22 protein-coding genes and 1 pseudogene are annotated in these 23,189 nt (G+C 71.1%); 15 read left to right on the top strand and 8 right to left on the bottom strand.

Annotated elements, in window-relative coordinates:
- Positions 1-156 precede the first annotated feature (156 nt).
- On the bottom strand, positions 157-1,554 hold the full coding sequence (locus BS75_RS00870) for an MFS transporter (protein ID WP_042438647.1): 1,398 nt from the start codon (positions 1,552-1,554) through the stop codon (positions 157-159).
- Positions 1,555-1,641: 87 nt separating this feature from the next.
- Here BS75_RS00870 and BS75_RS00865 point away from each other — a divergent pair, with 87 nt between their 5' ends.
- A complete protein-coding gene (locus tag BS75_RS00865) occupies positions 1,642-2,283 on the top strand; it encodes a winged helix-turn-helix transcriptional regulator (RefSeq protein ID WP_331281389.1) in 642 nt (213 codons plus the stop codon).
- Positions 2,284-2,496: 213 nt separating this feature from the next.
- On the opposite strand, the gene BS75_RS00860 is transcribed toward BS75_RS00865, so the two are convergent.
- The gene (locus BS75_RS00860; protein ID WP_034086806.1) at positions 2,497-2,982 is read right to left on the bottom strand and encodes a MarR family winged helix-turn-helix transcriptional regulator; all 486 of its coding nucleotides are present in this window, start codon (positions 2,980-2,982) and stop codon (positions 2,497-2,499) included.
- A gap of 123 nt (positions 2,983-3,105) precedes the next feature.
- Between BS75_RS00860 and BS75_RS00855 the strand changes: the two genes are divergently transcribed.
- Complete coding sequence (locus BS75_RS00855) at positions 3,106-4,083, top strand: alpha/beta hydrolase (protein WP_034086805.1); 978 nt, start codon at positions 3,106-3,108, stop codon at positions 4,081-4,083.
- Positions 4,084-4,361: 278 nt separating this feature from the next.
- Positions 4,362-4,721 carry a hypothetical protein gene (locus BS75_RS00850; RefSeq protein WP_034086804.1) on the top strand — a complete coding sequence of 120 codons (360 nt, stop codon included), beginning with the start codon at positions 4,362-4,364 and terminating at the stop codon, positions 4,719-4,721.
- A gap of 196 nt (positions 4,722-4,917) precedes the next feature.
- On the opposite strand, the gene BS75_RS00845 is transcribed toward BS75_RS00850, so the two are convergent.
- The gene (locus BS75_RS00845) at positions 4,918-5,805 is read right to left on the bottom strand and encodes an oxidoreductase (RefSeq protein ID WP_034086803.1); all 888 of its coding nucleotides are present in this window, start codon (positions 5,803-5,805) and stop codon (positions 4,918-4,920) included.
- A gap of 426 nt (positions 5,806-6,231) precedes the next feature.
- Between BS75_RS00845 and BS75_RS00840 the strand changes: the two genes are divergently transcribed.
- Positions 6,232-7,095: a helix-turn-helix transcriptional regulator gene (locus tag BS75_RS00840; RefSeq protein WP_042438650.1), complete on the top strand. Its 864-nt coding sequence runs from the start codon at positions 6,232-6,234 to the stop codon at positions 7,093-7,095.
- Between the two features lie 29 nt (positions 7,096-7,124).
- On the opposite strand, the gene BS75_RS00835 is transcribed toward BS75_RS00840, so the two are convergent.
- Positions 7,125-8,036 carry an alpha/beta hydrolase family protein gene (locus BS75_RS00835; RefSeq protein WP_034086802.1) on the bottom strand — a complete coding sequence of 304 codons (912 nt, stop codon included), beginning with the start codon at positions 8,034-8,036 and terminating at the stop codon, positions 7,125-7,127.
- A 103-nt stretch (positions 8,037-8,139) separates the two neighbouring features.
- On the opposite strand from BS75_RS00835, the gene BS75_RS00830 reads away from it, so the two are divergent.
- From BS75_RS00830 to BS75_RS00810, 6 genes are all read left to right on the top strand, one after another.
- Complete coding sequence (locus BS75_RS00830) at positions 8,140-8,709, top strand: TetR/AcrR family transcriptional regulator (RefSeq protein ID WP_034086801.1); 570 nt, start codon at positions 8,140-8,142, stop codon at positions 8,707-8,709.
- A gap of 397 nt (positions 8,710-9,106) precedes the next feature.
- On the top strand, positions 9,107-9,493 hold the full coding sequence (locus tag BS75_RS00825; protein WP_034086800.1) for a hypothetical protein: 387 nt from the start codon (positions 9,107-9,109) through the stop codon (positions 9,491-9,493).
- A 34-nt stretch (positions 9,494-9,527) separates the two neighbouring features.
- Positions 9,528-9,761 carry a hypothetical protein gene (locus BS75_RS00820; protein WP_034086799.1) on the top strand — a complete coding sequence of 78 codons (234 nt, stop codon included), beginning with the start codon at positions 9,528-9,530 and terminating at the stop codon, positions 9,759-9,761.
- A 310-nt stretch (positions 9,762-10,071) separates the two neighbouring features.
- The gene (locus tag BS75_RS00815; protein WP_034092149.1) at positions 10,072-10,608 is read left to right on the top strand and encodes a GNAT family N-acetyltransferase; all 537 of its coding nucleotides are present in this window, start codon (positions 10,072-10,074) and stop codon (positions 10,606-10,608) included.
- Positions 10,609-10,800: 192 nt separating this feature from the next.
- The gene (locus BS75_RS51265; RefSeq protein WP_267970487.1) at positions 10,801-10,932 is read left to right on the top strand and encodes a hypothetical protein; all 132 of its coding nucleotides are present in this window, start codon (positions 10,801-10,803) and stop codon (positions 10,930-10,932) included.
- Positions 10,933-10,960: 28 nt separating this feature from the next.
- The gene (locus BS75_RS00810) at positions 10,961-11,443 is read left to right on the top strand and encodes a hypothetical protein (protein WP_034086798.1); all 483 of its coding nucleotides are present in this window, start codon (positions 10,961-10,963) and stop codon (positions 11,441-11,443) included.
- Positions 11,444-11,641: 198 nt separating this feature from the next.
- On the opposite strand, the gene BS75_RS00805 is transcribed toward BS75_RS00810, so the two are convergent.
- Positions 11,642-13,021, bottom strand: coding sequence for an MFS transporter (locus BS75_RS00805; RefSeq protein WP_160312273.1), 1,380 nt, complete (start codon positions 13,019-13,021; stop codon positions 11,642-11,644).
- Positions 13,022-13,165: 144 nt separating this feature from the next.
- On the opposite strand from BS75_RS00805, the pseudogene BS75_RS00800 reads away from it, so the two are divergent.
- A pseudogene (locus tag BS75_RS00800) lies at positions 13,166-13,546 on the top strand (MBL fold metallo-hydrolase); the annotation flags it as partial.
- Positions 13,547-13,724: 178 nt separating this feature from the next.
- A complete protein-coding gene (locus tag BS75_RS00795; RefSeq protein WP_063771516.1) occupies positions 13,725-14,993 on the top strand; it encodes a GDSL-type esterase/lipase family protein in 1,269 nt (422 codons plus the stop codon).
- Positions 14,994-15,149: 156 nt separating this feature from the next.
- Here the strand turns inward: BS75_RS00795 and BS75_RS00790 are convergent, their stop codons facing one another.
- Positions 15,150-18,620: a S8 family serine peptidase gene (locus BS75_RS00790; protein ID WP_034086797.1), complete on the bottom strand. Its 3,471-nt coding sequence runs from the start codon at positions 18,618-18,620 to the stop codon at positions 15,150-15,152.
- Between the two features lie 753 nt (positions 18,621-19,373).
- Between BS75_RS00790 and rho the strand changes: the two genes are divergently transcribed.
- Positions 19,374-20,528: a transcription termination factor Rho gene (gene rho / locus BS75_RS00785; protein ID WP_034086796.1), complete on the top strand. Its 1,155-nt coding sequence runs from the start codon at positions 19,374-19,376 to the stop codon at positions 20,526-20,528.
- Positions 20,529-20,796: 268 nt separating this feature from the next.
- Here rho and BS75_RS00780 read toward each other — a convergent pair whose 3' ends face one another.
- Together BS75_RS00780 and BS75_RS00775 are read right to left on the bottom strand one after the other, a co-directional pair.
- A complete protein-coding gene (locus tag BS75_RS00780) occupies positions 20,797-21,009 on the bottom strand; it encodes a DUF397 domain-containing protein (RefSeq protein WP_034086795.1) in 213 nt (70 codons plus the stop codon).
- The gene (locus BS75_RS00775) at positions 21,009-21,827 is read right to left on the bottom strand and encodes a helix-turn-helix domain-containing protein (RefSeq protein WP_052069075.1); all 819 of its coding nucleotides are present in this window, start codon (positions 21,825-21,827) and stop codon (positions 21,009-21,011) included. The genes BS75_RS00780 and BS75_RS00775 overlap by 1 nt, the downstream gene beginning before the upstream one ends.
- A gap of 345 nt (positions 21,828-22,172) precedes the next feature.
- On the opposite strand from BS75_RS00775, the gene BS75_RS00770 reads away from it, so the two are divergent.
- Positions 22,173-22,442 carry a hypothetical protein gene (locus BS75_RS00770; protein ID WP_034086794.1) on the top strand — a complete coding sequence of 90 codons (270 nt, stop codon included), beginning with the start codon at positions 22,173-22,175 and terminating at the stop codon, positions 22,440-22,442.
- Between the two features lie 259 nt (positions 22,443-22,701).
- Positions 22,702-23,124 carry a helix-turn-helix domain-containing protein gene (locus BS75_RS00760; RefSeq protein WP_034086792.1) on the top strand — a complete coding sequence of 141 codons (423 nt, stop codon included), beginning with the start codon at positions 22,702-22,704 and terminating at the stop codon, positions 23,122-23,124.
- The last annotated feature ends 65 nt before the right edge of the window (positions 23,125-23,189 follow it).

The raw sequence follows: 23,189 nt of genomic DNA, 5'->3' as shown, positions 1-23,189 counted from the left end.
CGGGCTGTCTGCGGAGCCGGCTGCGGGAGCAGCGCCGTGCGGGCCCGTTCGCCGTGCGGGCCCGATTGCCGTCCGGGTGCTGCTCCCGTTCGCCGTGCTGGCCGATGGCCGCGACGTTCCCTGCCCGGTCGGCGACGGCGGCCCGGGGCCCGGGGGCTACCTCGCCGCCGCCCGGCGCTGGGCGACGGCGAGTACCAGGGAGGCCGCAGAGGCCAGCAGCGCCGCCACGATCACCGCCGTCCAGCCGCGTCGGAAGGCGTCCAGCGCGGCCTGCGGTCCGTGCGGGGTGCCGATCAGACTGACCGTCAGCGCCACGCCCACCACCGCGCCGATCTGCCGGGCCATCGTGGTGACCGCCGAGCCGGTGGCGAAGCGCGTGGGCGGCAGCGCCGCTGCGGCGGACCCGATCAGGGTGGGCAGGGTCAGCCCCACACCCAGGCCGGTGAGCAGCATCCCGGGCAGCAGCTCGGTGGCGTAGCCGGGCCGGACCCCGATGGTGGCGACCCACCAGCCGATGCCGGCAGCGAACAGCAGGGTGCCGAGCGCGGCCAGCCGCCCGGCGCCGAGCCTGCGCACCAGCACGGCGCTGCCCAGCGCGACCGGCGGCACCAGCAGTGGGCCCGGGGCGATGGCCAGGCCGGTGCGCAGCGCCGAGTACCCCCAGGCCTGCTGGCACCACAGGACCGAGGTCAGCAGCATCCCGGCGAAGGCGACGGTGAACAGCAGCGCGGCGGTGTTGGCCGCGGCGAAGCTGGGCACCCGGAGCAGCGGCAGCTCGACGATGGGAGCGGGGTGGCGTGCCGAGCGGCGCAGGAACCAGCCGGTCAGCAGGACGGCCGCGAGCAGCCCGCCGAGGACCCGGGCCGAGTCCCAGCCCCAGTCGTCGCCCTTGACCAGGGCCACGGCGAGAGCGGCGATGGCGGCGGTGAGGAGTCCCGCGCCGAACAGGTCCGGCAGCGGTCCGTCCTCCTTGCCGCGCAGCCTGGGCAGTACGCGGGCGCCGACGGCGATGGCGGCTGCGCCGACCGGGACGTTGGCGATGAACACCCAGCGCCAGTCGGCCTCGACCAGCAGGCCGCCGAGGACCGGTCCGAGCCCGGCGGCGATTCCGCCGATCGAGGCCCAGGCCCGGATGGCGCCGGGGCGCTCGGCCGGGGGAGTGGCGTCCAGCAGCAGCGCGAGGGAGGTCGGCATCAGCGCGGCGGCGCCCGCCGCCTGGACCACCCGGGCGGCGTCGAGCCAGCCGACGGCCGGGGCGAGCGCGCAGAGCGCGGAGGCAAGGGTGAAGACGGCCAGACCGGCGAGGAACACCCGGCGGTGTCCGATCCGGTCCGCCAGCCGTCCGGCCGCGACCAGCAGCGCGGCGAAGACGATGGCGTAGCCGTTCAGCACCCACGAGAGGGTGGCCAGGCTGCTGCCGTGGAAGTGCTGCTGCATCGCCGGAAGGGCGACGTTGACGATGAACAGGTCGAGGTTCGAGACGAACACCGCAGCGGCTACCACCAGGAACGCGACCCGACGGTGCGGCCGGTCCCGGTCGGCTGACACAGGCACTGGGTTTGATATTCCAACTAGCTCCATGTCCAGGAACGCTAGCGGTAGTGAGTCTGAAACCACAACCCTCTGTGGCAGGCTGGTGGAGTGACCCAGCACACCGACGTCCAGCCCGCCGACGCCCAGCCCGCCGACGTCCAGCGCACCGACGCCCGGCACGCCGACACCCGGCCCATCGAAGGCCGGCCCGCCGGCTCCCGGCCTGCGGCAGGCCGCTCTGCCGCCGTTCCGCTGCCGGGCCGCCCCTGCTCCATCGCCGCCGCGCTGCAGATCCTCGGCGAGAAGTGGGCGCTGCTCGCCGTGCGCGAGATGTTCTACGGCAATCACCGCTTCGACCGGATCGTTCGCAACACCGGTGCCCCGCGCGACCGGCTCACCGCCCGGCTGCGCGCTCTGGAGGAGGCGGGGGTGGTCGAGCGCCGCGCTTACAGCGAGCGCCCGCCGCGCTACGAGTACCACCTCACCGAGGCCGGGCGGGACCTCGCCCCGCTCACCCAGGCCCTGCTCGCCTGGGGCGACCGCTGGGTGACGGCCGAGCCGCCGGTGGTACTGCGGCACCGTCCGGCGGACCACCCGGACCATCCCGACCACCCGTTGGACGCGGCCTGGACCTGCCGTACCTGTGGGGCGGAGGTGCGCGGCCCGGACGTCCGCCTGGAGATCCACTCCCCGGGCTGGGTCCGCCAGGGCCCGACCGTCCCGGGATCCGAGGCCGCGCCCGGGCGGTGAGCCACGCTCCGACGGTGGCACATCGCCTGCGGGTCGGGGGCTGAGCGCGGGCGGAGCCCGCAGGAGGGCGGAGCATCGGCTGCACCGCGATCCGCGGCCGCCCCGGACGACAGCGTCGGCCTTCAAGACCTCAATCAGGTCCTGAAGGCCGACGTCGTGCACGGGCCCGGGGCAGCCGACCGTGTCCGTCGTCTGCGGGCCACGGGCTGTGGGTCAGGCACGGGTGGTACGGGTGGTGCGGGCGGTGACGTTCTGCGTGAGTTGTCGCAGGGTGGCGCGGGTCTGTTCGAACGCTTCGGGGTCCAGGCCCATGGCGTCGCCGATCGCGGTGGGGATGCGGCGGGCGCGCTCGCGCAGGGCCGTTCCTGCGTCGGTGAGCGAGATCCGGACCGCGCGCTCGTCGTCGGGGCGGCGTTCGCGGCGCAGGAGTCCGTTGGCCTCCAGTCGCTTGAGCAGCGGGGTCAGCGTGCCGTAGTCGAGGTGGAGCGCGGCGCCGAGCTCCTTGACGGAGGCCTCGTCCTGGTTCCAGAGCACCAGCAGTACGAGGTACTGGGGGTAGGTGAGCCCGAGTTCCTCCAGCATCGGCCGGTAGAGCCCGGTGACGGCGCGGGAGGCGGCGTACAGGGCGAAGCACATCTGGTCGTCGAGGAGCAGGGAGAGCTCCGGCTCGGGCTGCTGGTCGGGATCACGGCTGGTCATCCGATCATGATAGCTCCGAGTGTGGGCGATTTCCACGTGTCAATGAAACTTGTGCACGAGGTAATCGTGGACTAGGTTTCTGGCTGTCGAGCTGAACCGAGCCCCGATCCGAAGGAGTCCCCCATGTCCGAGCACGCCACAGCGCCGGTCCTCGAACCCGCGGCCGCCGCGTTCGCCGAAGCCACCGCGCAGCCCCCGTACCTGTTCCAGATCCCGCCGGCCGAGGGCCGCGCGGCGGTCGACGACGTCCAGTCCGGTGAGGTCGCCCGGCCGGCGGTGGACGAGGAGTGGATCACCGTCCCCGGCGGTCCGACCGGCAGCGTCAGGGCCCGGATCGTCCGCCCGGCCGGCGTCACCGGGGCCCTGCCCGCCGTCCTCTACATCCACGGCGCCGGCTGGGTCTTCGGCAACGCCCACACCCACGACCGCCTGGTGCGCGAACTGGCCGTCGGCGCAGGCGCCGCCGTGGTCTTCCCCGAGTACGACCTCTCCCCGGAGGCCCGCTACCCCGTCGCCATCGAGCAGAACTACGCCGTCGCCCAGTGGATGACCACCCACGGCGCCACCAAGGACCTGGACGGCACCCGCATCGCCGTGGCCGGCGACTCCGTCGGCGGCAACATGGCCGCCGCGCTGACCCTGATGGCGAAGGAGCGCGGCGACGTCACCCTCCTCCACCAGGTGCTCTTCTACCCGGTCACCGACGCCCGCTTCGACACCCCCTCCTACCACCAGTTCGCCGAGGGCTACTTCCTGCGCCGCGACGGCATGCAGTGGTTCTGGGACCAGTACACGACCGACGAGACCCAACGGGCCCAGATCACCGCCTCCCCGCTGCGCGCCACCACCGAGCAACTCACCGGCCTGCCCCCGGCCCTGGTCATCACCGGCGAGGCCGACGTCCTGCGCGACGAGGGCGAGGCCTACGCCAACAAGCTCCGCACCGCCGGCGTCGCGGTCACCGCGGTCCGCTACCAGGGCATCATCCACGACTTCGTCATGCTCAACGCCCTGCGCGAGACCCACGCCGCCCAGTCCGCCATCAACCTCGCCACCACCACCCTGCGCCAAGCCCTCACCCAGGGCTCCAGCCAGGCCTGATCCGAGCGAACAGGGCTCCAGCGGCCTGCTTGTGGCTACGCCCCTGGACGGGACTGTCCCGAAGAAGGCTGTTCCATTCATATATCGCCGGAAAGGATGAACATGTACCAGGGCGAGGGCTTTGGTGCATTCGGATGGCGGGTGCGGGGCAGATACCGTCCGGTGGCCGCGGGTGCACACGGCCGGGCCACCGCCCCAGGGGGCGGAGCGAATGGGCCCAATCACCCTCTGCGGCAGGTGATTCCGCGTGCGGCTGGTCGAACGAAGGAAGTTGTCTCATGCGCAACCTCGCGAAGTCTGCGGTCCTGGGCACGATCATGGTCTCGGCGCTGATGGGCGCCGCCGGTGCCGCCTCGGCGGACACCGGGCCCGTCTACGCCCAGCACTCCGCCACCGCGAACGGCGACGGCGCGTCCAGCTCGGGCGTGCTCTCCTCCGCAGGCTCCTACGGCGATGGCCGCGGCGACGCGGCCGGCCCTTCCTACGCCGCCGGTTGGCAGGCGGCCGGGGCTGACGGGGCCGCCTCCGCCTTCACCGGCTCCGGCTTCAACGGTGCGGGCCAGGCCTACTACGTCCACGGCCTGCAGATCGCCGGTCCCGCCGGGGCGTCGACCTCCTGGACCTTGACGAAGTCCTGACCTGGGGCCACCGACTGGGGCCCACCGTCACCAGGACGCTGGTGACGGTGGGCCCCTGCCTGTCAGCGGTCGATGAACTTCCAGTCCGCAGCCCACAGTTGGATGTGCGTCAGACGGGACGGTGTACCGGATCACGCCCCGCCGCGAGAGTAGTGGATCCGAGGACTGACCATGCCTCGATGCGCGTCCTGGTCGGTCACGACCGGTTGGGCGCCGGTTGGGCGCCGGTGCCGGTGAGCTCGGCGGTGGCGGTCCACAGCGCGCGGGCGGTGTCCGGGTCCAGAGCCGCGCGGGAGGGCTTGCCCACCGCCGGGTGGCCCTTGATGCCGCCGACGCCGCTCGGGCCGACGTAGGAGCCGCCGGGGAGGTCCTCGACGGCGGCGAACAGGGTCGACAGTGCGCCGATCTCGGCGTCGTTGGTCATGAACCGCATGGCCCGGCTCATGAACCCGGGGAATCCGCCGACGTGGGAGGTCAGGTTCGTGGCCGCGATCCCGGGATGCGCCAGCAGTGAGCGGACCCGGCTTCCCGAAGCGGCCAGCCGGCGGTCCAGCTCGATCGCGAACAGGGTCACGTCGAGCTTGGAGTCGCAGTAGGCGGTGGTCGGGCTGTACCTGCGCGCCCTCCAGTTCAGGTCGTCGGTGCGCACCTGCCCGCGGCGGTGCAGTTGTGAGGAGACGGTGACGACGCGGTCGGTGATGTGCGGCAGCAGCAGGTTGGTGAGGGCGAACGGGCCGAAGTAGTTGGTCGCCGCCTGGGACTCGAAGCCGTCGGCGGTGTAGGCCAAGGGGACCTGCATGATTCCGGCGTTGTTGACCAGGATGTTGATGTCCCCGGTCCACGCGCCCGCGAATGCCCGCACCGAATCCAGGCTGGACACGTCCAGGCGCCGCACCTGCGTGTCCCCGGCCATGGCGCGGGCGACCTTCGCGCCCTTGCCGGTGTCGCGGACCGCGAGCACCACCCGGGCACCGGCCCCGGCCAGTTCCCGGGCCGTGATCAGGCCGATGCCTCCCGTCGCACCGGTGACCACGGCCGTGCGCCCGGTCAGATCGGGGAGTTCTGCGGCGGTCCACTTCGTCATGGTGTTTCCTGTCGGTCCGGGCGCGCCCTGGGTCCGCGCGACTGTCGAATCCGCCGCGTCGGCGGCCGTCTCCACCACTGCACCCGGAATCCACGGGCGGAACAAGGACCCGCCCAGCCACGGATCGCCGAGCCGTGGACAGCGAGTTCCTTGTTGGGCACGCCGCCGCGTGTGAGCCTGGATCCGGAGTGGACGCGGTCCTTCGTGACCGGTCGGGCGAGCGATGCCTGCGACCATGTGACGATGCTGGAGTGTGACCTTGCTGGAGAACGTGAAGGTGCCGGGGCTGTCCACCCACCACGTCCACCGGTACGACGAGAAGACCGGCGTGGCGGTCGGCGCGCGCTCCGACCTCCGACCTCCGGCCGGAGCGGTACGGACGCACGGTCGTCGAGTGGTTCTCGGCCCTGGGATGAGGAGACGCTGATGGACCGGGCCGGACTGGCGGACTTCCTGCGCAAGCGCCGCGAGCTGCTGCAACCCGAGGACGTCGGCCTGCCCCGGGGCTCGCGTCGTCGCACCGCCGGGCTGCGCCGCGAGGAGGTGGCCGCGCTCGCGGACATGTCCACCGACTACTACAGCCGACTGGAACGGCAGCGCGGTCCCCAGCCGTCCGAGCAGATGCTGGCCGGGATCGCCCGCGGCCTGCATCTGACCCGCGACGAGCGGGACCACCTGTTCCTGCTGGCAGGCCACAGCACCCCGCTCCGGACCATGCGGGGCGACCACGTCAGCCCCGGCATGATGCGGATCCTGGACCGGCTGGACGACACCCCGGCCCAGGTCGTGTCCGGGCTCGGGGAAACCCTGGTGCAGACCCGTCTCTCCGTCGCGCTGGTCGGCGACGAGACGCACTTCACGGGCCGGGCACGCAGCATCGTCTACCGGTGGTACACCGACCCGACCGCACGGCTGCTCTACCCGCCGCAGGACCACGAGCTGCTCGGCCGAACCTTCACCTCGCAGCTGCGGGAGGCAGTCACCCGCGAGGGCGCGGACTCACGGGCGGCCGACCTCGCCGACACGCTCCTGGAACGCAGCGCCGACTTCGCGGCCTGCTGGAACGCGCACGAGGTCGGCCTGCGACTGACCGAGCAGCGCAAGCGGCTGCTCCACCCGGAGCTGGGCCTGATGGAGCTGTACTGCCAGGTCCTACTGGACCCGGCCCAGTCCCAGTCCCTGCTGGTCTACACGGCCCCACCCGGTACCGAGAGCCATCAGAAGCTGCAACTGCTCGGCGTGATAGGAGCGCAGCGCTTCCGGACCGGTCCTCCGCAGACCGCTGACTGAAGGGCATGGCCCGTGGCGGGCAGCCGGGTTCACTTGCTGGAGATGCTCCACGAACCTCCGCCGGCCGCAGCGGTGTTGTGGAGGTCGGTCCACGCGGCGCCGTCGACCTTGAAGGTGTCGAGCAGGTAGGCGGAGATCGCGTCGGCGACGAGGGCGACGCGGGCGGGGTCCTCGTCGGTGGTCTCGGCGACCTTCTCGCCGGCCACGCCGCCCAGGGTGTGCTCGCCCTCGGCGATGGCGAGCAGGCTCTTCGGGGACGGGCTGAGGTGGTAGGCGTCGGTGAACCACTCCGGTCCCCGGGTGGAGAGCTGCGACTGGTCCTTGCCGCCCGCGACGACCAGGGCCGGGGTGGTCATGGTGGAGTAGTCCGGCCTCATGAACGGGAGGTGTTCGGCGGCGAACGGGGTGAGCGTGTCGCCGGTTCCGGTCGCGGCGATCAGCGCGCCGGCCGAGACGGCAGAGTGGGAGAAGTCCTCTCCGGGAACGCCGTCGGCGTCGAGCACGCGCACGCCGAGGATCGCGCCGGCGGTCTGGGCGCCCCAGGAGTGGCCGACGACCGCGATGCGCTCACGGTCGACGCGGCTCTCCAGGTCGCCGGCCTGGCGGAGGATGTCGCCGAGGCCGTCGAGGACCGCGTGGAGGTCGGCGATCCGGACGCGCCAGATGGTGGCGAAGCGCGGGTCGTCCCATCCGATGCCGTTGCGGCGGGAGTCCAGGTGGGTGGGCTGCACCACGACGAATCCGGCGGCGGCCCACCGGTCGACGAGGGGCTCGTATCCGTCCAGGGACCATGCGTTGCCGTGGGAGAACACGATGACGGGCAGGTTCTGGCCCACCAGCGGAGCGGTGACCTTCACCATCAGGTCGACGCTGCGGCCGGGCGCGGGAACGGTGATGGGCTTGACCGAGACGATCCGTTGGTCGAGGTGGCGGGAAGACATGGGGGACCTGCACTTTCTCCATGGGATCGCTCTGCCATACTTTGGCGGAGCGTCGTTCCGCCAATTTAGCGGAACATTGTTCCGCGAGCAAGAGGAGGATCCCGTGCCGGAACCGGTCGGAGTACGCCAAGCCCAGGCGCAGCGCACCCGCAGCGGCGTGCTGGCGGCCGCGGCGGCGGTCTTCGTGGACCAGGGCGTCCAGGCCCCCATCCGCGACATCGCCGAACGCGCGGGCGTCGGCGTCGGCACGATCTACCGGAACTTCCCGACCCGGGCGGACCTGGTCACCGCCGTCTACCGGCACCAGATCGACACCTGCACCGCACTCGCCCCCCAGCTCCTGGAGGGATCGGCCTCCCCGTTCACCGCCCTGACCCGTTGGGCGGACGCGTTCGTGGAGTTCCTGGTGACCAAGCACGGCCTCGGCGCCGCCCTGGGGTCCGGTGATCCAGGGCTGGAGAACCTCCACGCCCTGATGCTCGACACCCTGGTCCCGGCCTTTGCAACGCTGCTCGACGCCTGCGCCGCCGCCGACGAACTCAGCCCCGGCATCACCGCCTACACGCTCATGCGCGCCATCGGAAACCTCTGCATCACCGGCCCCGACTACGACCAGGCCGACGCCAAGAAGATGGTCGCCACCCTCCTCGTCGGATGCCGTCGCCAGGCGTAGCGACAGGACCCGGCCCGCACCCACCGCCTGCCCTTGCCGGACCGCGATCCGCACCCGGGCCGACCCTGTTGCCGAGCAGGGCCGGCACCGGCGCGCGGAGGTCGTGACCGGGGCTCACCGGAAGGAGTGCCGTGCCGGTTCGGTGGAGTCGGCTCAATCGGAGAATCGGGTCGGCGGAAGGCATCGGCGCCGAGAAGATGTGGTCGGGTCGGTGCGGGTCGCGCGGCCGGTTTCCGGCGCCGTCGACCGCGCTGGGGACGGTTCTGGTCGGCCCGGCGGGCCCGGCGGGCGCTCCGTCCGCTCCGTCCGCTCCGGGCATGCTGCCGGACCCGGATAAGCTCCCCCTATCCGAGGCGTCAAAACGGACATGACGCCTCAATGGTCGGGAGGATCCCCTTTGAGCTCCAAGCGCAACCAGCCCGCCGCCCTGCCCAACCTCGCCGACGCCTACCGTCTCGCCTCGGTCGAGGCAGTCGAGAGCGGAGCCCGCGACCTCGCTGCACAGGTCGCCACCACCGAGCTGCGCCGCGCGTCGCACCCGGGGAGGGCCACCTGGGCCCCCACCGACCAGGCCGAGCCCGACCCCACCCCGCAGACCGTGGTCGACGGCGACGGTGACCTGTGGCTGCGCGCCCCCGCCACCGGGACCTGGACCATGCCGGGCTTCGCCCCCGCCGACCACGAGGCGCGCTGCGGCGACACGCTGACCTGGCAGCAGCTCGCCCACGAGTACGGTCCGCTGACCTCCCTGGCCGACGACCGCCGCGCCGGCGGCCGCCGCTGACCGGCGCGCTGGCGGCCGCCGCTGACCGGCGCCGGTGCTGGTCACCGGCACCGGCACCAGCACCGGTCAGCGGTACCGGCACAAGGGCGGGCCCGGCTGCGGCCCGCTGTCCCGGTGCCATGGGGGCCGAACCGCACCACGGAACGAGGGCGACACCGGGGACACCCCCGCGACGCCGCCCGAGCCGGTGTCCATCGCCGCCCGCGTCACCGTCACCGGCCTGGAAGCGCAGTCGCTGCGCGGCCCCGGCGGCGGTGTCCGGGCGTAGCCCGGAGGACCTGGCGGAACGGCGGCGGCGGCGACTGCGGCGGCAGAGCCTGGGTCGGGACGCCGAGGTGACGCTCGCCACAAACGTGCCGGGAAGCGGCACCTGGCGCTGTGGCCCGCCCGCTCCGACGAGAGCCTCTCCTCCTGGGAGCTGAACCCAGCCCCAGGGCGCATCACCCAGGCGCCCGACGGGGGATGCGGAAGCCGCACCGGTCCACCCCTGCCCGGTCTCCGGTTGGATGGCGTCGGGGCAGGACCGACCGCGCGCCCCGGGACGTGGCAGCGCGTTCGCGCGTGAGATGGTTGCCGTCATGACAGGTGGCGCGAGTCCGGGCAGCGAAGTTGTAATCGAGACGAGCCGCCTGCTGCTGAGGCCTTGGCGGGTAGCCGAGGCTGCCGTCCAGCGTGAGCTGTGGACCGAACGTGATCCACGCGTGCCGCCGCACCGCCGAATCGACGCGGACGGACACCCCACGGTCGCGGAGCTGGAGGATTCGATCCGCACCAACCAGCTGTGGTCGACCGGGTTGCTGGCGGTCGAGCGGAAGGCCTCCGGCGACGTCATCGGCTACTGCGGGCTGGTCGACAGCGGGCGAGGACCGACGGGGGAACCGGAACTGGCATTCGAGCTGCTGCGCCGAGCGTGGCGGCAGGGATATGCGACCGAGGCCTCGTTGGCGGTTCTGGAATGGGCTAGATCATCTGGCTGCGAACGTCTGTGGGCCACGGTCTGGGACTGGAACACCGCTTCTCGCCGTGTGCTGGCCAAGGTCGGGTTCACCGAGACCGAGCGGAAGGAAGTGGACGCGGTGTACGGGACCACCCTGTTCACCACGAGACAGCTCTGACGCACCCGGTGTTCGGCCCCGTGGACGCTGTCCCGCCGACCCGCTGTCCCGCCGGACAGCAGCCTCGCCATCTACTACGAGCGGGTCCTGGCCGTTGTCCGGCACGGCAGGGGAGCCGCCGGCACCCTGGTGAACGCGCCGCCCCGGCTGCGCCCTGGGGCAGCTCCCGATGACGGCGCGTCAAGTTGCCCGGTGACGCCTCGCGAACCGGCCGTTGCCCGCAACTCGCCCTGTCGGCCGGTGGTCGCCGCCGTCCCGCTGCGCGCGCTGGAACTCGGCCGGGAGACGCGCGCCGTGGTCCCCCTGCCGTGGCGCGGGGTCTGACCAAGTGGATGAATATGACTGAACGAAGTTGATCGGCTACTCATTGTCCTGGAGTCTGGTGGGTCGGAGATCGGGCGAAGACCCGATCCGCCTGATCGAGGGAGACATCCTGATGCATCCGACGCGTCCCATGAAGTTCCTGTCGCGCGCTCTGCAGGTGTGTGCCGCCTGCGGCGTGAGCGCGGCCCTGTTGGTCGGCGTTGCGCCGAACGCGCAGGCGGCGCGGGCGGACGGGCTCCGCTCGTCAGCGCCGGCCTGCCCGCTCACCTCGAACCTGGTGTCGCCGCAGTTGGAGAAGGCACTCGACTGCTGGCAGCGGCTGCTCGTGGGCAAGACCATCGTCGCAAACGGCCTGCCGGTAGGGCCGGGCCAGATCAGCGCATCGGCGCTGCCCCAGCAAGACGCCCGCGTCGTGGGTCCGAACACCCCCGTCTCCCTCGACTACGTGCCGAACCGGCTGAACATCATGACGAACGCGCAGGGGTTGATCTACAAGGTGGATCTGGGCTGACGGGGCACCGGAGCCGCGGCACGGAGAGAGCGGGCGTTCGGCGCGCTGCAGCCAGGCCTGCCGAATTTTCTCCCCCCGCCCGTAGGTTGTGATTGTGCAACCGCTCGCCGGGCGCGGCGGCCCCGGAGGACCCGCGACAGCGGCGGCCGTCCCGACATGCGGGGACGGCCGCCGGGTCAGTTCGGCGGTCGCATCAGGTCAGTTGGGAACGCTGTCCGGAGCGGTCTCCGGTGCTCCGGTCCCGGTCCCAGCCCCGGTCTCCGGTTCCGTCGACACCGAGCCGGTGCGCAGGCCCCGCCAGGCGACGAACCCGCCGAGGATGAACAGCAGGCCGGCGACCGAGAAGATCAGGTCGTAGGTCCCCATCCAGACACCGACGATGCGATGGTGGAACCCACGGAGGAGGGTGGAGGCCAGGTAACCGGCCAGGGCCATGCCGGCCAAGTTGGTGACCTGGGTCAACGGTTGGAAGACGCCCGCGACGCGCCCGAGCAGCTCGCGGGGGGTCGCACCGATCAGGATCGGCGTGATCGCCACGTTGAGAACGCTGATGGGGAGCGACATCAGGATGAAGAGGGCTGCGGCAACGGCGAATTCGGACTGTCGGGCGTACACGAGGAGGATCGCTCCGGACAGGGCCAGGGTGAAGGTGAAGGCCCGGTTGACGCCGAGTCGGGCGGCTACGGTCGCGGACAGCAGGGCGCCGATGAGATCACCGACTGCGGTGCAGGTGGCGAGTACGCCGTAGTACTTGGTGTCGGTGTGCAGGTTGTTCTGGACGAAGAAGACGTTCAGGGTCGTGAGCAGCCCGGCTCCGAGATTCACTATCAAGGCGCAGATCACCAGCACCCGGAGCACCCGGCTGCGCCAGATCACCCGGAGCCCGGCGGTGAGCTCGCTGCGGAAGCCCGAGCGCCGCACCTGCGGGGCGGTCCCGCCCCCTGGGGTGGTCGATCCCGCGTCGGCCGCACGTCGGTACGGAACAGCCGCGATGAGCAGGAAGGAGCCGCCGAAGCTTGCCACATTCAGGATCATGGCCCACTGCAATCCGGCGGAGAACAGCAGCGGGGCGGCGAGCACCGGGCCGATCAGGCCCGCGATCGAACTGCTGACGCCTGAGAGGCTCGACGCCTTGGCCAGCGATTCGGGGGCGACGAGGTCGGTGACGATGCCGAGTCGAGCGGGCAGGAAGAAGCGGGAGACGATGCTGCACAGGAACACCACGGCATAGATCCAGATCAGCTGCCCGGCTCTGGAGACGGCCCCCTCGGGTAGCAGGGCGAGCAGCACGAGGGAGCTCATCAACAGGCCACGAAGGGCGTCGCTCACCAGCATGGTGCGTTTCGGGTTCCAGCGGTCGACATAGACGCCGGCGAACGCGCTCACCGCCAGTACCGGAACCACTTCGGCGATCAGCACTCCGGAGCCGGCCTCCGGTGCCCAACTCTGGCCCTTGGCCACAGCGGTGACGATCCACAACAACACTGTCGTGTCGAAGACCATGTCACCGAGCTGGGATATTTGGCCGCCTAACCAGAGCCTTGCGTGGGCTCGGTTGATTAACAGTCGTTCGATCATGAGCTGAGTGTGCCAGCTCAACCCGCGACCCATGAAGGGTGCCGGACAGTCGGCATCCCGGCAGACGCAGTCTGCGAACTGCTCGGACGTCCTTGACTTGCTGGTCAGAAGGGACGGACCGTCACGAGGGTGCGATGTCGGGGGGCCTTGTCCGCCCAGCACGGGCCCGAGGGCTGCGAGCCCGTCAGCGGCGACGTCATCGGCTTCGTACTGAGCGCGGCCGACCTGCCCACGGTCTACGTCAGCGGTGACAACGCCTCACTCGACCTGGTCAGGGCCATCGCCGAGCGCACCGGTCCCGTCGACACCGCCGTCCTGTTCGCGGGTGCGGCCCGCACCGGACTGTTCGACGGTGCGCTGCTCACCCTCGACAGCGCCCAGGCAGCCGAGGCGGCCGCGATCCTGGAAGCCCGCCGGGTCGTGCCCGTCCACTTCGACAGCTGGGCCCACTTCAGTGAGGGACGCGCCGAACTCGAAGCCGCTTTCGCCGCCGCCGGACTGCTGGACCGCCTCCAGCTGGACTGATCCGTGGGCGCTGCTGACCATCCCGCCGAACGGCTGAAAGTTCGGCGGCAGCGGCCGACGGCGCCTGTCCGTGACGGTGGCACGGACTGCGTGGGTGTTAGCTTCGGGGCGTCGTCGGACGGGACAGTGTCCACGGATCTCCGCCGTCCTCCGCGCGTTCGTTCACGGGAGCTGTACTGTGCTCGGAATCCATCGTCACCGTCCCCGGGGGATCGGACTGCTGGTCTGCGCGGCGCTCGCGCTGGCACCCGTCGCGGCCGTCCAGGCCCGCGCCGCGACGGCCGTCCCCGCGGCCGCCACGGCCGGCGCCGTCCCGGCCACCGCCGTCGTCTCGATGGGGGACAGCTACATCTCCGGTGAGGCCGGTCGCTGGAAGGGCAACAGCGACGACAGCGGCGGCAGCCGGGACGGCACGGACCGCGCCTGGACCGGCAGCGGCTACGACCCCGCTCTCGTCTACGGCAGCACCTACGCCAACGGATGCGACCGCTCGGACGTCGCCGAGGTGCGCAGCGCCCCGACCGTGGCCCAGGCGCAGATCAACCTCGCCTGCTCCGGCGCGACCACAGCCAACATCTTCCGCGCCTCGCAGGGCGGTAAGTCCTTCAAGGGCGAGGCCCCGCAGGCCGACCAGCTCGCGGTCGTCGCCGCCCACTACCAGGTCAAGGTGATCGCCCTGTCCATCGGTGGCAACGATCTCGGCTTCGGTGACGTGATCACGGCCTGCGTCGAGGACTACGTGGCCTACGACTCCTACTGCTACGCCACTCAGCAGAAGGCGATCGACGCGAGGATGGCGGCGGCCATGGCCGGTGTCGCCAAGTCCATCGACGAGATCAGGGCGGTGATGGCCGCCGACCGGTACTCGGCGCGCGACTACCGGATCGTGCTGCAGTCCTATCCGTCGCCGATTCCCCGTGGCAACGAGAACCGCTACCCCGAGCGGGGTATCAGCCGGATCGAGACCGGAGGATGCCCCTTCTGGGACGCGGACTCGGACTGGGCCCGCGACTCGCTGGTCCCGCAGATCTCCAACCGCCTCGCCGCGGTGGCCGCCGCCAGGGGCGTGCAGTTCCTGGATCTGCGCGACGTCCTGCAGGGTCGTGAGGTGTGCTCCACCGCGACCCGGCAGGCGACCGGGACCGAGGGTCCCTCGGCGGTCACCAGCGAGTGGTCGCGCTTCCTCGACTACTACTACCTCCAGGGCACGACCCAGGAGTCCTTCCACCCGAACTACTACGCCCAACTCGGCCTCGGCCGCTGCCTGACCCTGATCGCCGCCCGGGCCACCGGCAACTGGGCCTGCCACAACACGCCGGGCCGCGACGCTTCCGGGATGGTCCTGCTCAGCCGCACCTCGGCCGTGCCCTGCCCGGTACCGGTGGCCGTCGGCCCGGTCCCGCCGCGGTCCCGGTTGCTGCTGCCGAAGGCGCTCGGCAGGGCGTAGCCGGGTCGCCGTGCCCCTCCGTACCGACAGCCGGGGGCCGGGAGCCGGGAGCTCTCCGAGGGCGCCGTCCCGCCGGTCGTCCCGGCGTCCGAAAGGACCTTGCGCGGGAAGGCGATCGCCTTCCCGCGCAAGGTCCTTCAACGGTGCGCCCTCGGGTCAGCCGATGCTGTAGCTGTACGGCAGGGCCGCCAGCACGTCACCGGAGACCGACACGACGTACTGGTTCGTCGCGCTGATTCCGTTGGCTCCGGACACCAGGTACAGCACGCCGTGCACCTGGCTGCCCTTCGCGCCGCTGGGCGTGATGGTCACCGGGATGGTGACCCGGGCGCCCGGCTGGACCAGCACCGGGGCCGCCGGAGCCGCCGAGGCGTTCACACCGGCGGCGAACGGGTCGCCCACGCCGGAGCTGACCGCCGGGTCGAACTCCTGGGTGAGCGCCGACGCCGTGACGGTGGTGCTGCCCGCGACCGCGCCGCCGGCCGGGAACGGGCCGACCTGTTGCACGACCGTGGCCCAGAAGCCCGGTGCCGACTGCTGCCCGGGGGCGGCGGCCGAGTTCGCGACCGACACCGTGCCGCCGTTCAGCGCGGAGTTGAGGTCACCGAAGACGTCCGGCAGGCCGGTGCTGTTCTCCAGCTCCAGCTGCGCGGGGGTGGTGGAGGTGGCCGTGGACTGGACCGCCACCGTGCCCGGCGGCACCAGGAAGCTCGGCGGGAACGTCGAGGAGAGGGGCAGCGGCACCGTCGCCGGGCCGAACGGCACCAGCGGCAGCTGCGCCATGGTGTCGAGGCGGCCGTCGACGCCGATCCACTGCTGGGCCCCGGTGGTGTTGGTGTAGGTCACATTCACCGTGGTCGGCGCGCCGGCGGCCAGGCGGGTCCTGGTCCCGGTCGGAAGGCCCTTGGCGGTGGCCAGGTCCCGGTCGAAGGCGACCGTGCCCGTGTACTGCTGGGACAGCTCGGCGCCGCTGACCGGGTTGACCTCCTCGACCACGAACCGCCACCGGCCGGGGGCCGGGTCGATCGCGGTGGTCGAGAGGGTGGCCCCGGTGCCGGTGGGCACGCCCTGCGCGTTCAGCAGGTAGTTGCCCTCCGAGTCGATCGGAGTGTTGTCCGGGCTGATGAGCACACCCTGGACTGCCACATTGGTGTCCTGGCCGAGGGCCAGCCCGACCTGCAGGTCCTTCTTGCCCTTGGGGACGTCGAAGGAGTAGGTGGCGGTCTGCGCCTGCGAGCCCGCGCGCGCGTTGCCGCCGATGAGCGTCCCGCTGAAGGTGCCCGTGTTGTGCGAGAGCGGAATCAGGGCCCGCAGGGTGACCGGGACGCTGAGCTGCTGGCCGTCGGAGGCCGAGACGTCGACCGACTCGGAGCTGTCACCGCTGCTCGCCGGGGTGGTCAGCCGGACGTGGAACACGCCGGTCCGCCCGGGGGCCAGGGTCTGCGACGAGGGGCTGACGGCTCCGTCGGTGACCGCCTTCTGGGTCGCGGTGTCCAGCAGTACCGGACCGGTGAAGCCGTCGGTTCCGGCGTTGGTGTAGAGGATCGCCGTCCAGGTGCCCGCCACCGGGTGCGACACGTCCACGGCACCGTAGTTGGCCGAGACCGCGCCGCCCTGCGGCCTGGTGTTGGTCTCGAACCGGCCGGACGGGTCGAGCAGGGTCATCCGGACCACCGGGGTCACGGACGAGCCGCCGCTCGCCTGGGCGACGCCCTGCCAGGCGATGGCCGCGGACAGCCGGTCGGCCCCGGCCGGGACGGTGAAGGTGGCCTGGTGCTCGACCCAGGGCGCTCCGTTCGTCGGATACACGAACGGCTGGTCGGTGGTCGAGTTGAGTTGCACGGTCTGCTGGCTGTCACCGAACGGGACGAAGGTGCGCGTGGTCGCGCTCACCGTCGTCGGCTTGCGACCGGTGTTGACCACGGTGACGCTCTCGCTGTGGCGGGAGCCGGGGTGGCCGGTGATGTCGAGCTGACCGGTCGTCACCGCGACGTTGTGGTCGGCCGCCGTACCGGTGCCGCCCTGGTAGCTCTCCGCGGCCTCGACCGCCGCCCGGGCGTCGACCAGGCCCGCGCCCTGCTCGGAGGCGGGTACCCCGAGGTCCTCCGCCGTGCCCACCAGCAGCGACTTCACCAGGGCCGGTGCGGGGGAGGCGCCGTTGTGGGTGTTCCGGTAGGCCTCGATGACCAACGCCGCCGCGCCCGCGGTCAGCGGCGAGGACTCACTCGTCCCGCCGAACGCGATGACCGGGCTCGGCTGGCCGTTGTAGTTGGTGCACTCCGAGTACATGGCGACATCGGTCGAGCACAGCGCCCAGTTGGCCTCGCCCGGGGCGACCAGGTCGACGGTGCGGCCGGTCTGGGTGTAGCCGCCCGAGGACAGCGCCGAGATCTGGTCGTTGGCCCAGGTGCCGTTGGAGTTCCGGCCGAGGGCGTAGCCGGTCTGCTCGTAGAGCTGGGAGTCGGTGGACGCGCCGACCGAGATGACGTTGGGGTCGGCGCCCGGGTTGCCGATCGTGCTGGTGACGCCCGCGTCACCGGAGGACGCGACGACGGTGACGCCGGCGGCGACCGCCTCGCCGTTGAACACCTCAAGGGCGTTGCCCAGTCCGCTGTCCGGGGTCTCGTTCTGCCCGAACGACTCGTTGAGCACGTCCACGTGGTCGGTGACCACGGCGTAGTTGATGGCCTGCAGGACTGAGGAGTTCGTGAAGAGCGTTCCGTCGGCCTTCAGCACCACCAGCGACGCGCCGGGGGCGACACCCTGGACCCGGATGTTGCAGCCGGCCGGCAGCGGGTAGGCGGGGTTGACGAAGTTCGACAGGTCGTAGCTGACCCGTCCCTGAGCAGCAATTGACGAGGCGTCACCGAAGGCCTCCTCGCCTCCGGTGGGGGCGCTGGTGCCGGATCCGGAGAAGTCCTGGTAGTCGGTGACGACATGCTGGCCGTTGGCGCGGATGAAGTCGGGGTTGTTCGGGTCGAGCCCGTCGGCTATCAGTCCGACCTTGACGCCGGAGCCGTCCACCAGTGCCGAGGCGCCGGGCGACCCGGGGGTGCTCGCCACGTGCATGGAGTAGAGCGCCTCGGGCTCCAGCAGCGGCTTGGCCGGGTTCGACGGGCAGACGGTGCTGGGGTACTGGGTCGTCCCGGGCTTGGCCTTCGTGGTCGTGCTCCTGCCGGTCGCCCCCTTCGTACTGGTCCCGCCACCGGTGGCGACCGGGGCCGGCGTGGTGGTCGGAGCCACCGGGACCGGCAGGTCCGGCAGCACCGAGGCCACCGCCGGGTCGGCCGCCAGGTCCGCCTCCAGCGCCGGGCTGACCGTGGCCGAGAACGCGTTGCCCAGCACATAGCTGCTGATGTGCGTCGCGCCCGCGGCCTTGGCCATGGCGATCAGCGGCTGCTGTGCCGCCGCGGTCTGCTGCTTGCGGGCGCTGAGGTGCGCGGCATCCGCCGGCACCGCCGTCAGCTGATCCTTCAGAATCACGATCACCGGCACCGCCGCGCCGCCCGCCGTGGACTTGGCGGCGGTGACTGTCGGTGCTCCGTTTGCGCTGGTCCCCATCGCGAGGACCACGGAGGCGGCTGTGACGGTGACGGCTGCGAGTCTGGCCCTGTGCCAGCTGATCATCGATTTCCCTTCGTCCATCATGGCGTCGGGGAAGATCGGCCCGAGATGCGTTCGGCACTTGCGAGACGTGCGTCATCCCTCGGAACACCCTTCCCGACAAGCCCACGCATTCCAGCGCACCTGACACCCCACTGACAAGAGGACGATCTATCCAATCTCGTGGCACATTCGGAAGGGCCAAGTCCGGTCTCCGGCCGTCCGCAGCTCAGCGGAGCTGAGGCCACCACACCTGCGAAGAAAGGAATCTGATCACCAGTCGAATTTCGTCACCCCGAGCCGGGGTGTCCCGCCCGTCGAGCCCGGAGCAGACGCTTGGGAAAGAGGCCGGGAACAGATCCCGCCACCCGGGTGTTGGACGGTTCAGGAGCACCGGTTCCGCTGAAGGGGTTGCCGGGGGATGGCCACTCGGTGCTACGGTAGCTCCAGCACGTGACAACGCCGCTCTGTCGGCCACCCGTGTGTTCCGCACCACCGGCTCCCCCTGACGCAGCCCGTCCTTTCGCGACCGGCGACCAGGCGCAGCCCGCAGTTCCGTGCCACACCCGTCACGCAGCAGCCTCCGGCGTTCTCCATCGCCGCGCCGTGCCGCCCTGCGCCGCGCCATACCGCGCCGCGCCATACCGCGCCGCGCCATACCGCGCCATACCGCGCCGCGCCGCGCCGCGCCGTGCCGCCAGGCCCCGCGAGGCCAAGCCCCGCCTGCCCGCGTGCTCCCCACCCCTGCTTTCACACCTGCTCTCAGAAGGAGCCACCATGAACACCGAACTCGAAACCTCGACCTCGACCTCGCCCGAAACCGAACCCCGCTCCGCCCGGGAGGCCACCGTCAGCGGTGTCCTCGACCAGGTCGGCAACAACACCATGCTGCGCGCCCACGGCTACCTGCCCGGCGCCGACGACCTGCGGCTCACGCCGCAGCAGGTCCGGCGCCACGGACTGCGCCGCGGCGACCTCGTCGAACTGGCCGGGGACCGCGTCGTGCGCGTCAACGGGCTGGCGCCCGACGCCCTCGCCGGGCGGCCGCACTTCGCCGACCTCACCCCGATCCACCCGCAGGAGCGGCTGCGCCTGGAGACCGACCCGGGCCGGCTCACCACCCGCATGATCGACCTGCTCGCCCCTGTCGGAAAGGGTCAGCGGGGGCTGATCGTCGCCCCGCCCAAAACCGGGAAGACCCTCATCCTGCAGGCCATCGCCGATGCGGTCTCCCGCAACCATCCGGAGTGCCACCTGATGGTGCTCCTGCTCGACGAGCGCCCCGAGGAGGTCACCGACATGACCCGGTCGGTCCAGGGCGAGGTGCTCTCCTCCACCTTCGACCGCCCCGCCAAGGACCACACCGCTCTCGCGGCCCTCGCCATCGCCCGTGCCAAGCGACTGGTCGAGTCGGGTCAGGACGTCGTCCTGCTGCTCGACTCCCTCACCCGCCTGTGTCGCGCCCACAACACGACCGCCACCGCGGGCAGCGGCCGCACCCTCAGCGGCGGCGTCGACGCCGGCGCGCTGCTGGCACCCAAGCAGCTCTTCGGTGCCGCCCGCAACATCGAGGGCGGCGGCTCGCTGACCATCATCGCCACCGCGCTCGTGGACACCGGCTCCCGCGCCGACGACTACTACTTCGAGGAACTGAAGAGCACCGGGAACATGGAGCTGCGCCTCGACCGCACCCTCGCCGCGCACCGGGTCTTCCCCGCCATCAGCGCCGCCCCCTCCGGCACCCGCCGGGAGGAGATCCTCTGCTCACCCGAGGAGTTGGACGCTGTTCGCCGGCTCCGCCGTGCGCTGCAGGCGCAGTCGCCGCAGCAGGCGGTCGAGCTGCTGCTGGAGCGGTTGAAGCACACGGCCGACAACGCCGAGTTCCTGCGCCAGGTGGCCCGCACCACCCCCGAGTTCGCCCGCGCCGCGTAGGCCGCCGCCGTGGCTCGGGATCGCGGGCAGTGCACGGCACTCCCCAACGACTCCGTCGCGGCGGTCCCGCTCCGGCAATCCACCGACGGTGGTAGTGACCGCGCCCCAGCGCTGTCATCGACTCTCGTTGGGCTCCTGCTCTTCTGAGTCAGCGGGCGCTTGAGTGCCTTGTGGGGAGGGTCGGCGCGGCGCGGGTCTGAGGGGGCACACGAGAGCCCCTCAGGGCGAACGGTCGGCCCTGAGGGGGCTCAAGGGGGCTGCGGGGAGTTCAGACGGAAGGGAACTCCCCGGCCTTGACGGCACCCACGAAGGCCGCGAAGGCGGCAGCGGGGAAGAGCAGGGCGGGGCCGCTCGGGTCCTTCGAGTCACGGATGGGAGCGACGCCGGGCATACCCTCGCCCAGCTCGATGCAATCTCCGCCGTTGGTGCTGTACGTGGACTTGCGCCACTTGACGTTGTTCAGCTCGATCGCGCTGTGCATTACTTCAGCCTTTCCAGGTATGTGCAGACAATCTCGGCGGACTTCTCGGGTGACTCTGCGACCGCCCGCAGCAGATCATAGGAGTGGACTGCCGCTGCCGTTTCCGCGCTGTCGTAACCCATCCTGCCCTGCGAGTGCCCGTCAACCCAAAGGACTTGTTCACCCCCGGCAAGGTCGAGCAGTGTGAACGGCCCGGCGAGCCCGGCGTGCGACGCCTGGTCCTCGGGAACCACCTGAACGACTGTGCGCGGATGCTCCATCGCCTCAAGCAGCTCTTGGAGCTGAGCAGCCATCACGGCCGGTCCGCCGATTGTCCGCCGCAGTACCAACTCATCGAGGATCAGCCATACATGCGGCCGGTCGTCACGTTCAAGCACCCGGCGGCGAGCCATCCGACCGCTGACCAGATCCTCAAGGTTCTCCGGTCGGACGGCGGCGAGCATCGCCCGTGCGTAATCCTCGGTCTGGAGGTAGCCCGGCATCACCTGACTCTGGAAGGACCGGATAATCCGTGCCTCCCGCTCCAACTGGGCGTACGGCTCGAACCATGGCGGCAGGACGGCGCGGGACAGGCGCTCCCTCAAGCGTGTGAACGACTCGGGGGTGTTGAACACGCCGTCGCAGTTCTTCGCGAACTGATCGGAGCCGAGACGTTCCCCGGTCTCAACCATTGCCACGTAGGAGCGGGTGTAGTCCGTTGCCTCGGCAAGCTGCTGTTGGGTCATCCCCATGTGATCGCGCCACAGCGCTACCTCCTGCCCGAACTGACTCGCGGCTGTCGGCGGGGTCGTGGCCTCGATGGTCTCGGAATCGCTCACGTGTACCCCAATCCGCTTGTCACGGAAGATCCGTGACGCCCAATCGCCTATCGAGAATACGCTCGCGCGCCGATCCTGGGGATACAAACGAACAGGCCACGGACAGCGCCAGATGCCCGAGGTCGTCGGGAAGGAGGCGCGAGCGATGGTTGGTGAAGGCATGCAAATGAGCGTCTACACAGTCAACGCCGCGACCGGGGCGAGACGCCAGCTCCGGCCGGAAACGATCGTCAGCGGGGACGGCCCACGGTCCTCACAGGTGTACCCCCCTTGCGAGTGCCCGCGCTGCGTCCGGCCTGTTGCAGGCCGGAAGGCGTCATGAAGATCGAGCAAGGAGCACGGGCCGTGGACGATCAGACCGAGTACAGCGACGAAGCCCCGGCCGTGAAGGGACCGCGCGCCGATCGGACCTACGTGGCCCGCCTGGACTTCATGACGCAGATGCATCTCCTGCGCTTGGACGGGGCGACCCCCGCTGTCATGGTCGATCCCTTCGGGGAGGAACGTGTTCGCCTCGGCACTGTGTCCGTCCCCGTCCTGGAGACGATCACGGAGGCGCTCAAACTGCTCGCCGCGTCCCGGGAGATCAGCCCGGTGCAGTGGGAGGACGGATGATCTCCCTCGATCTCGGGTTGCCGGCGCGAAGCGTGGCCGAGGAGGATGCCCGACTCTGGGGCACGAACTTCTGTTGGTTCTGCCTCGAATGGCTGCCGGTCCGATACCTCGGCCCGATCCACACGCCGGGTGGCACGGCCCCCGTCTCCGGGTGCGGGCCCTGCTTGAAGCGACGTCTCCAGATGGCTGCGGACTACGCCGCTCAACCCGACGTGGCCGTACTCAACTACCCGGAGTACGCGCGGAGGGGACAGCAGGTATGAGAGACCCGGACAAGCGCCTTATCCCGCAGGCGATTTGGGACGCGAGCAAGACCGAGGCAGTACGGCTCTACGCCCTCCCCACGTCGATACGCCGGATCGCGTCCAAGCTGAGCGTGTCGCCCGGGACAGTGCAGGCGATGCTCAAGGAGGCGGGGGTCACCATCCGCCCGCGAGGGTCCGCACCGGGCAGCACGCGGGTGAACATCCAGCGACTCGAGGCGACCGGCTCCGCCGACGTGGTCATACACATCACTGGCATCCGCTGCCCCGACTCCTGGTGCGCTCGGAGGGTGGCAGTGACGCGGCGGCACGTGGCGCCGCACGAGAACCCGTTGGGTGCCGAGTGCCCGATGTCCCACGCGGAAGTCGTCTTGCCGATGGAGGCGGAGGCCTCCCGTCCGCACGTCCGCACCCGCTGATCGGCCCCGGCTGTCCGCCTCCCCCGTGGCGAATGGCCGGGGCTCCCCAAGACTCCCGCCCCGGC

This window comes from Streptacidiphilus albus JL83 (assembly GCF_000744705.1).
GTDB classification, from domain to species: Bacteria; Actinomycetota; Actinomycetes; order Streptomycetales; family Streptomycetaceae; genus Streptacidiphilus; species Streptacidiphilus albus.
This window is presented reverse-complemented; position numbering and strand designations above follow the sequence as displayed.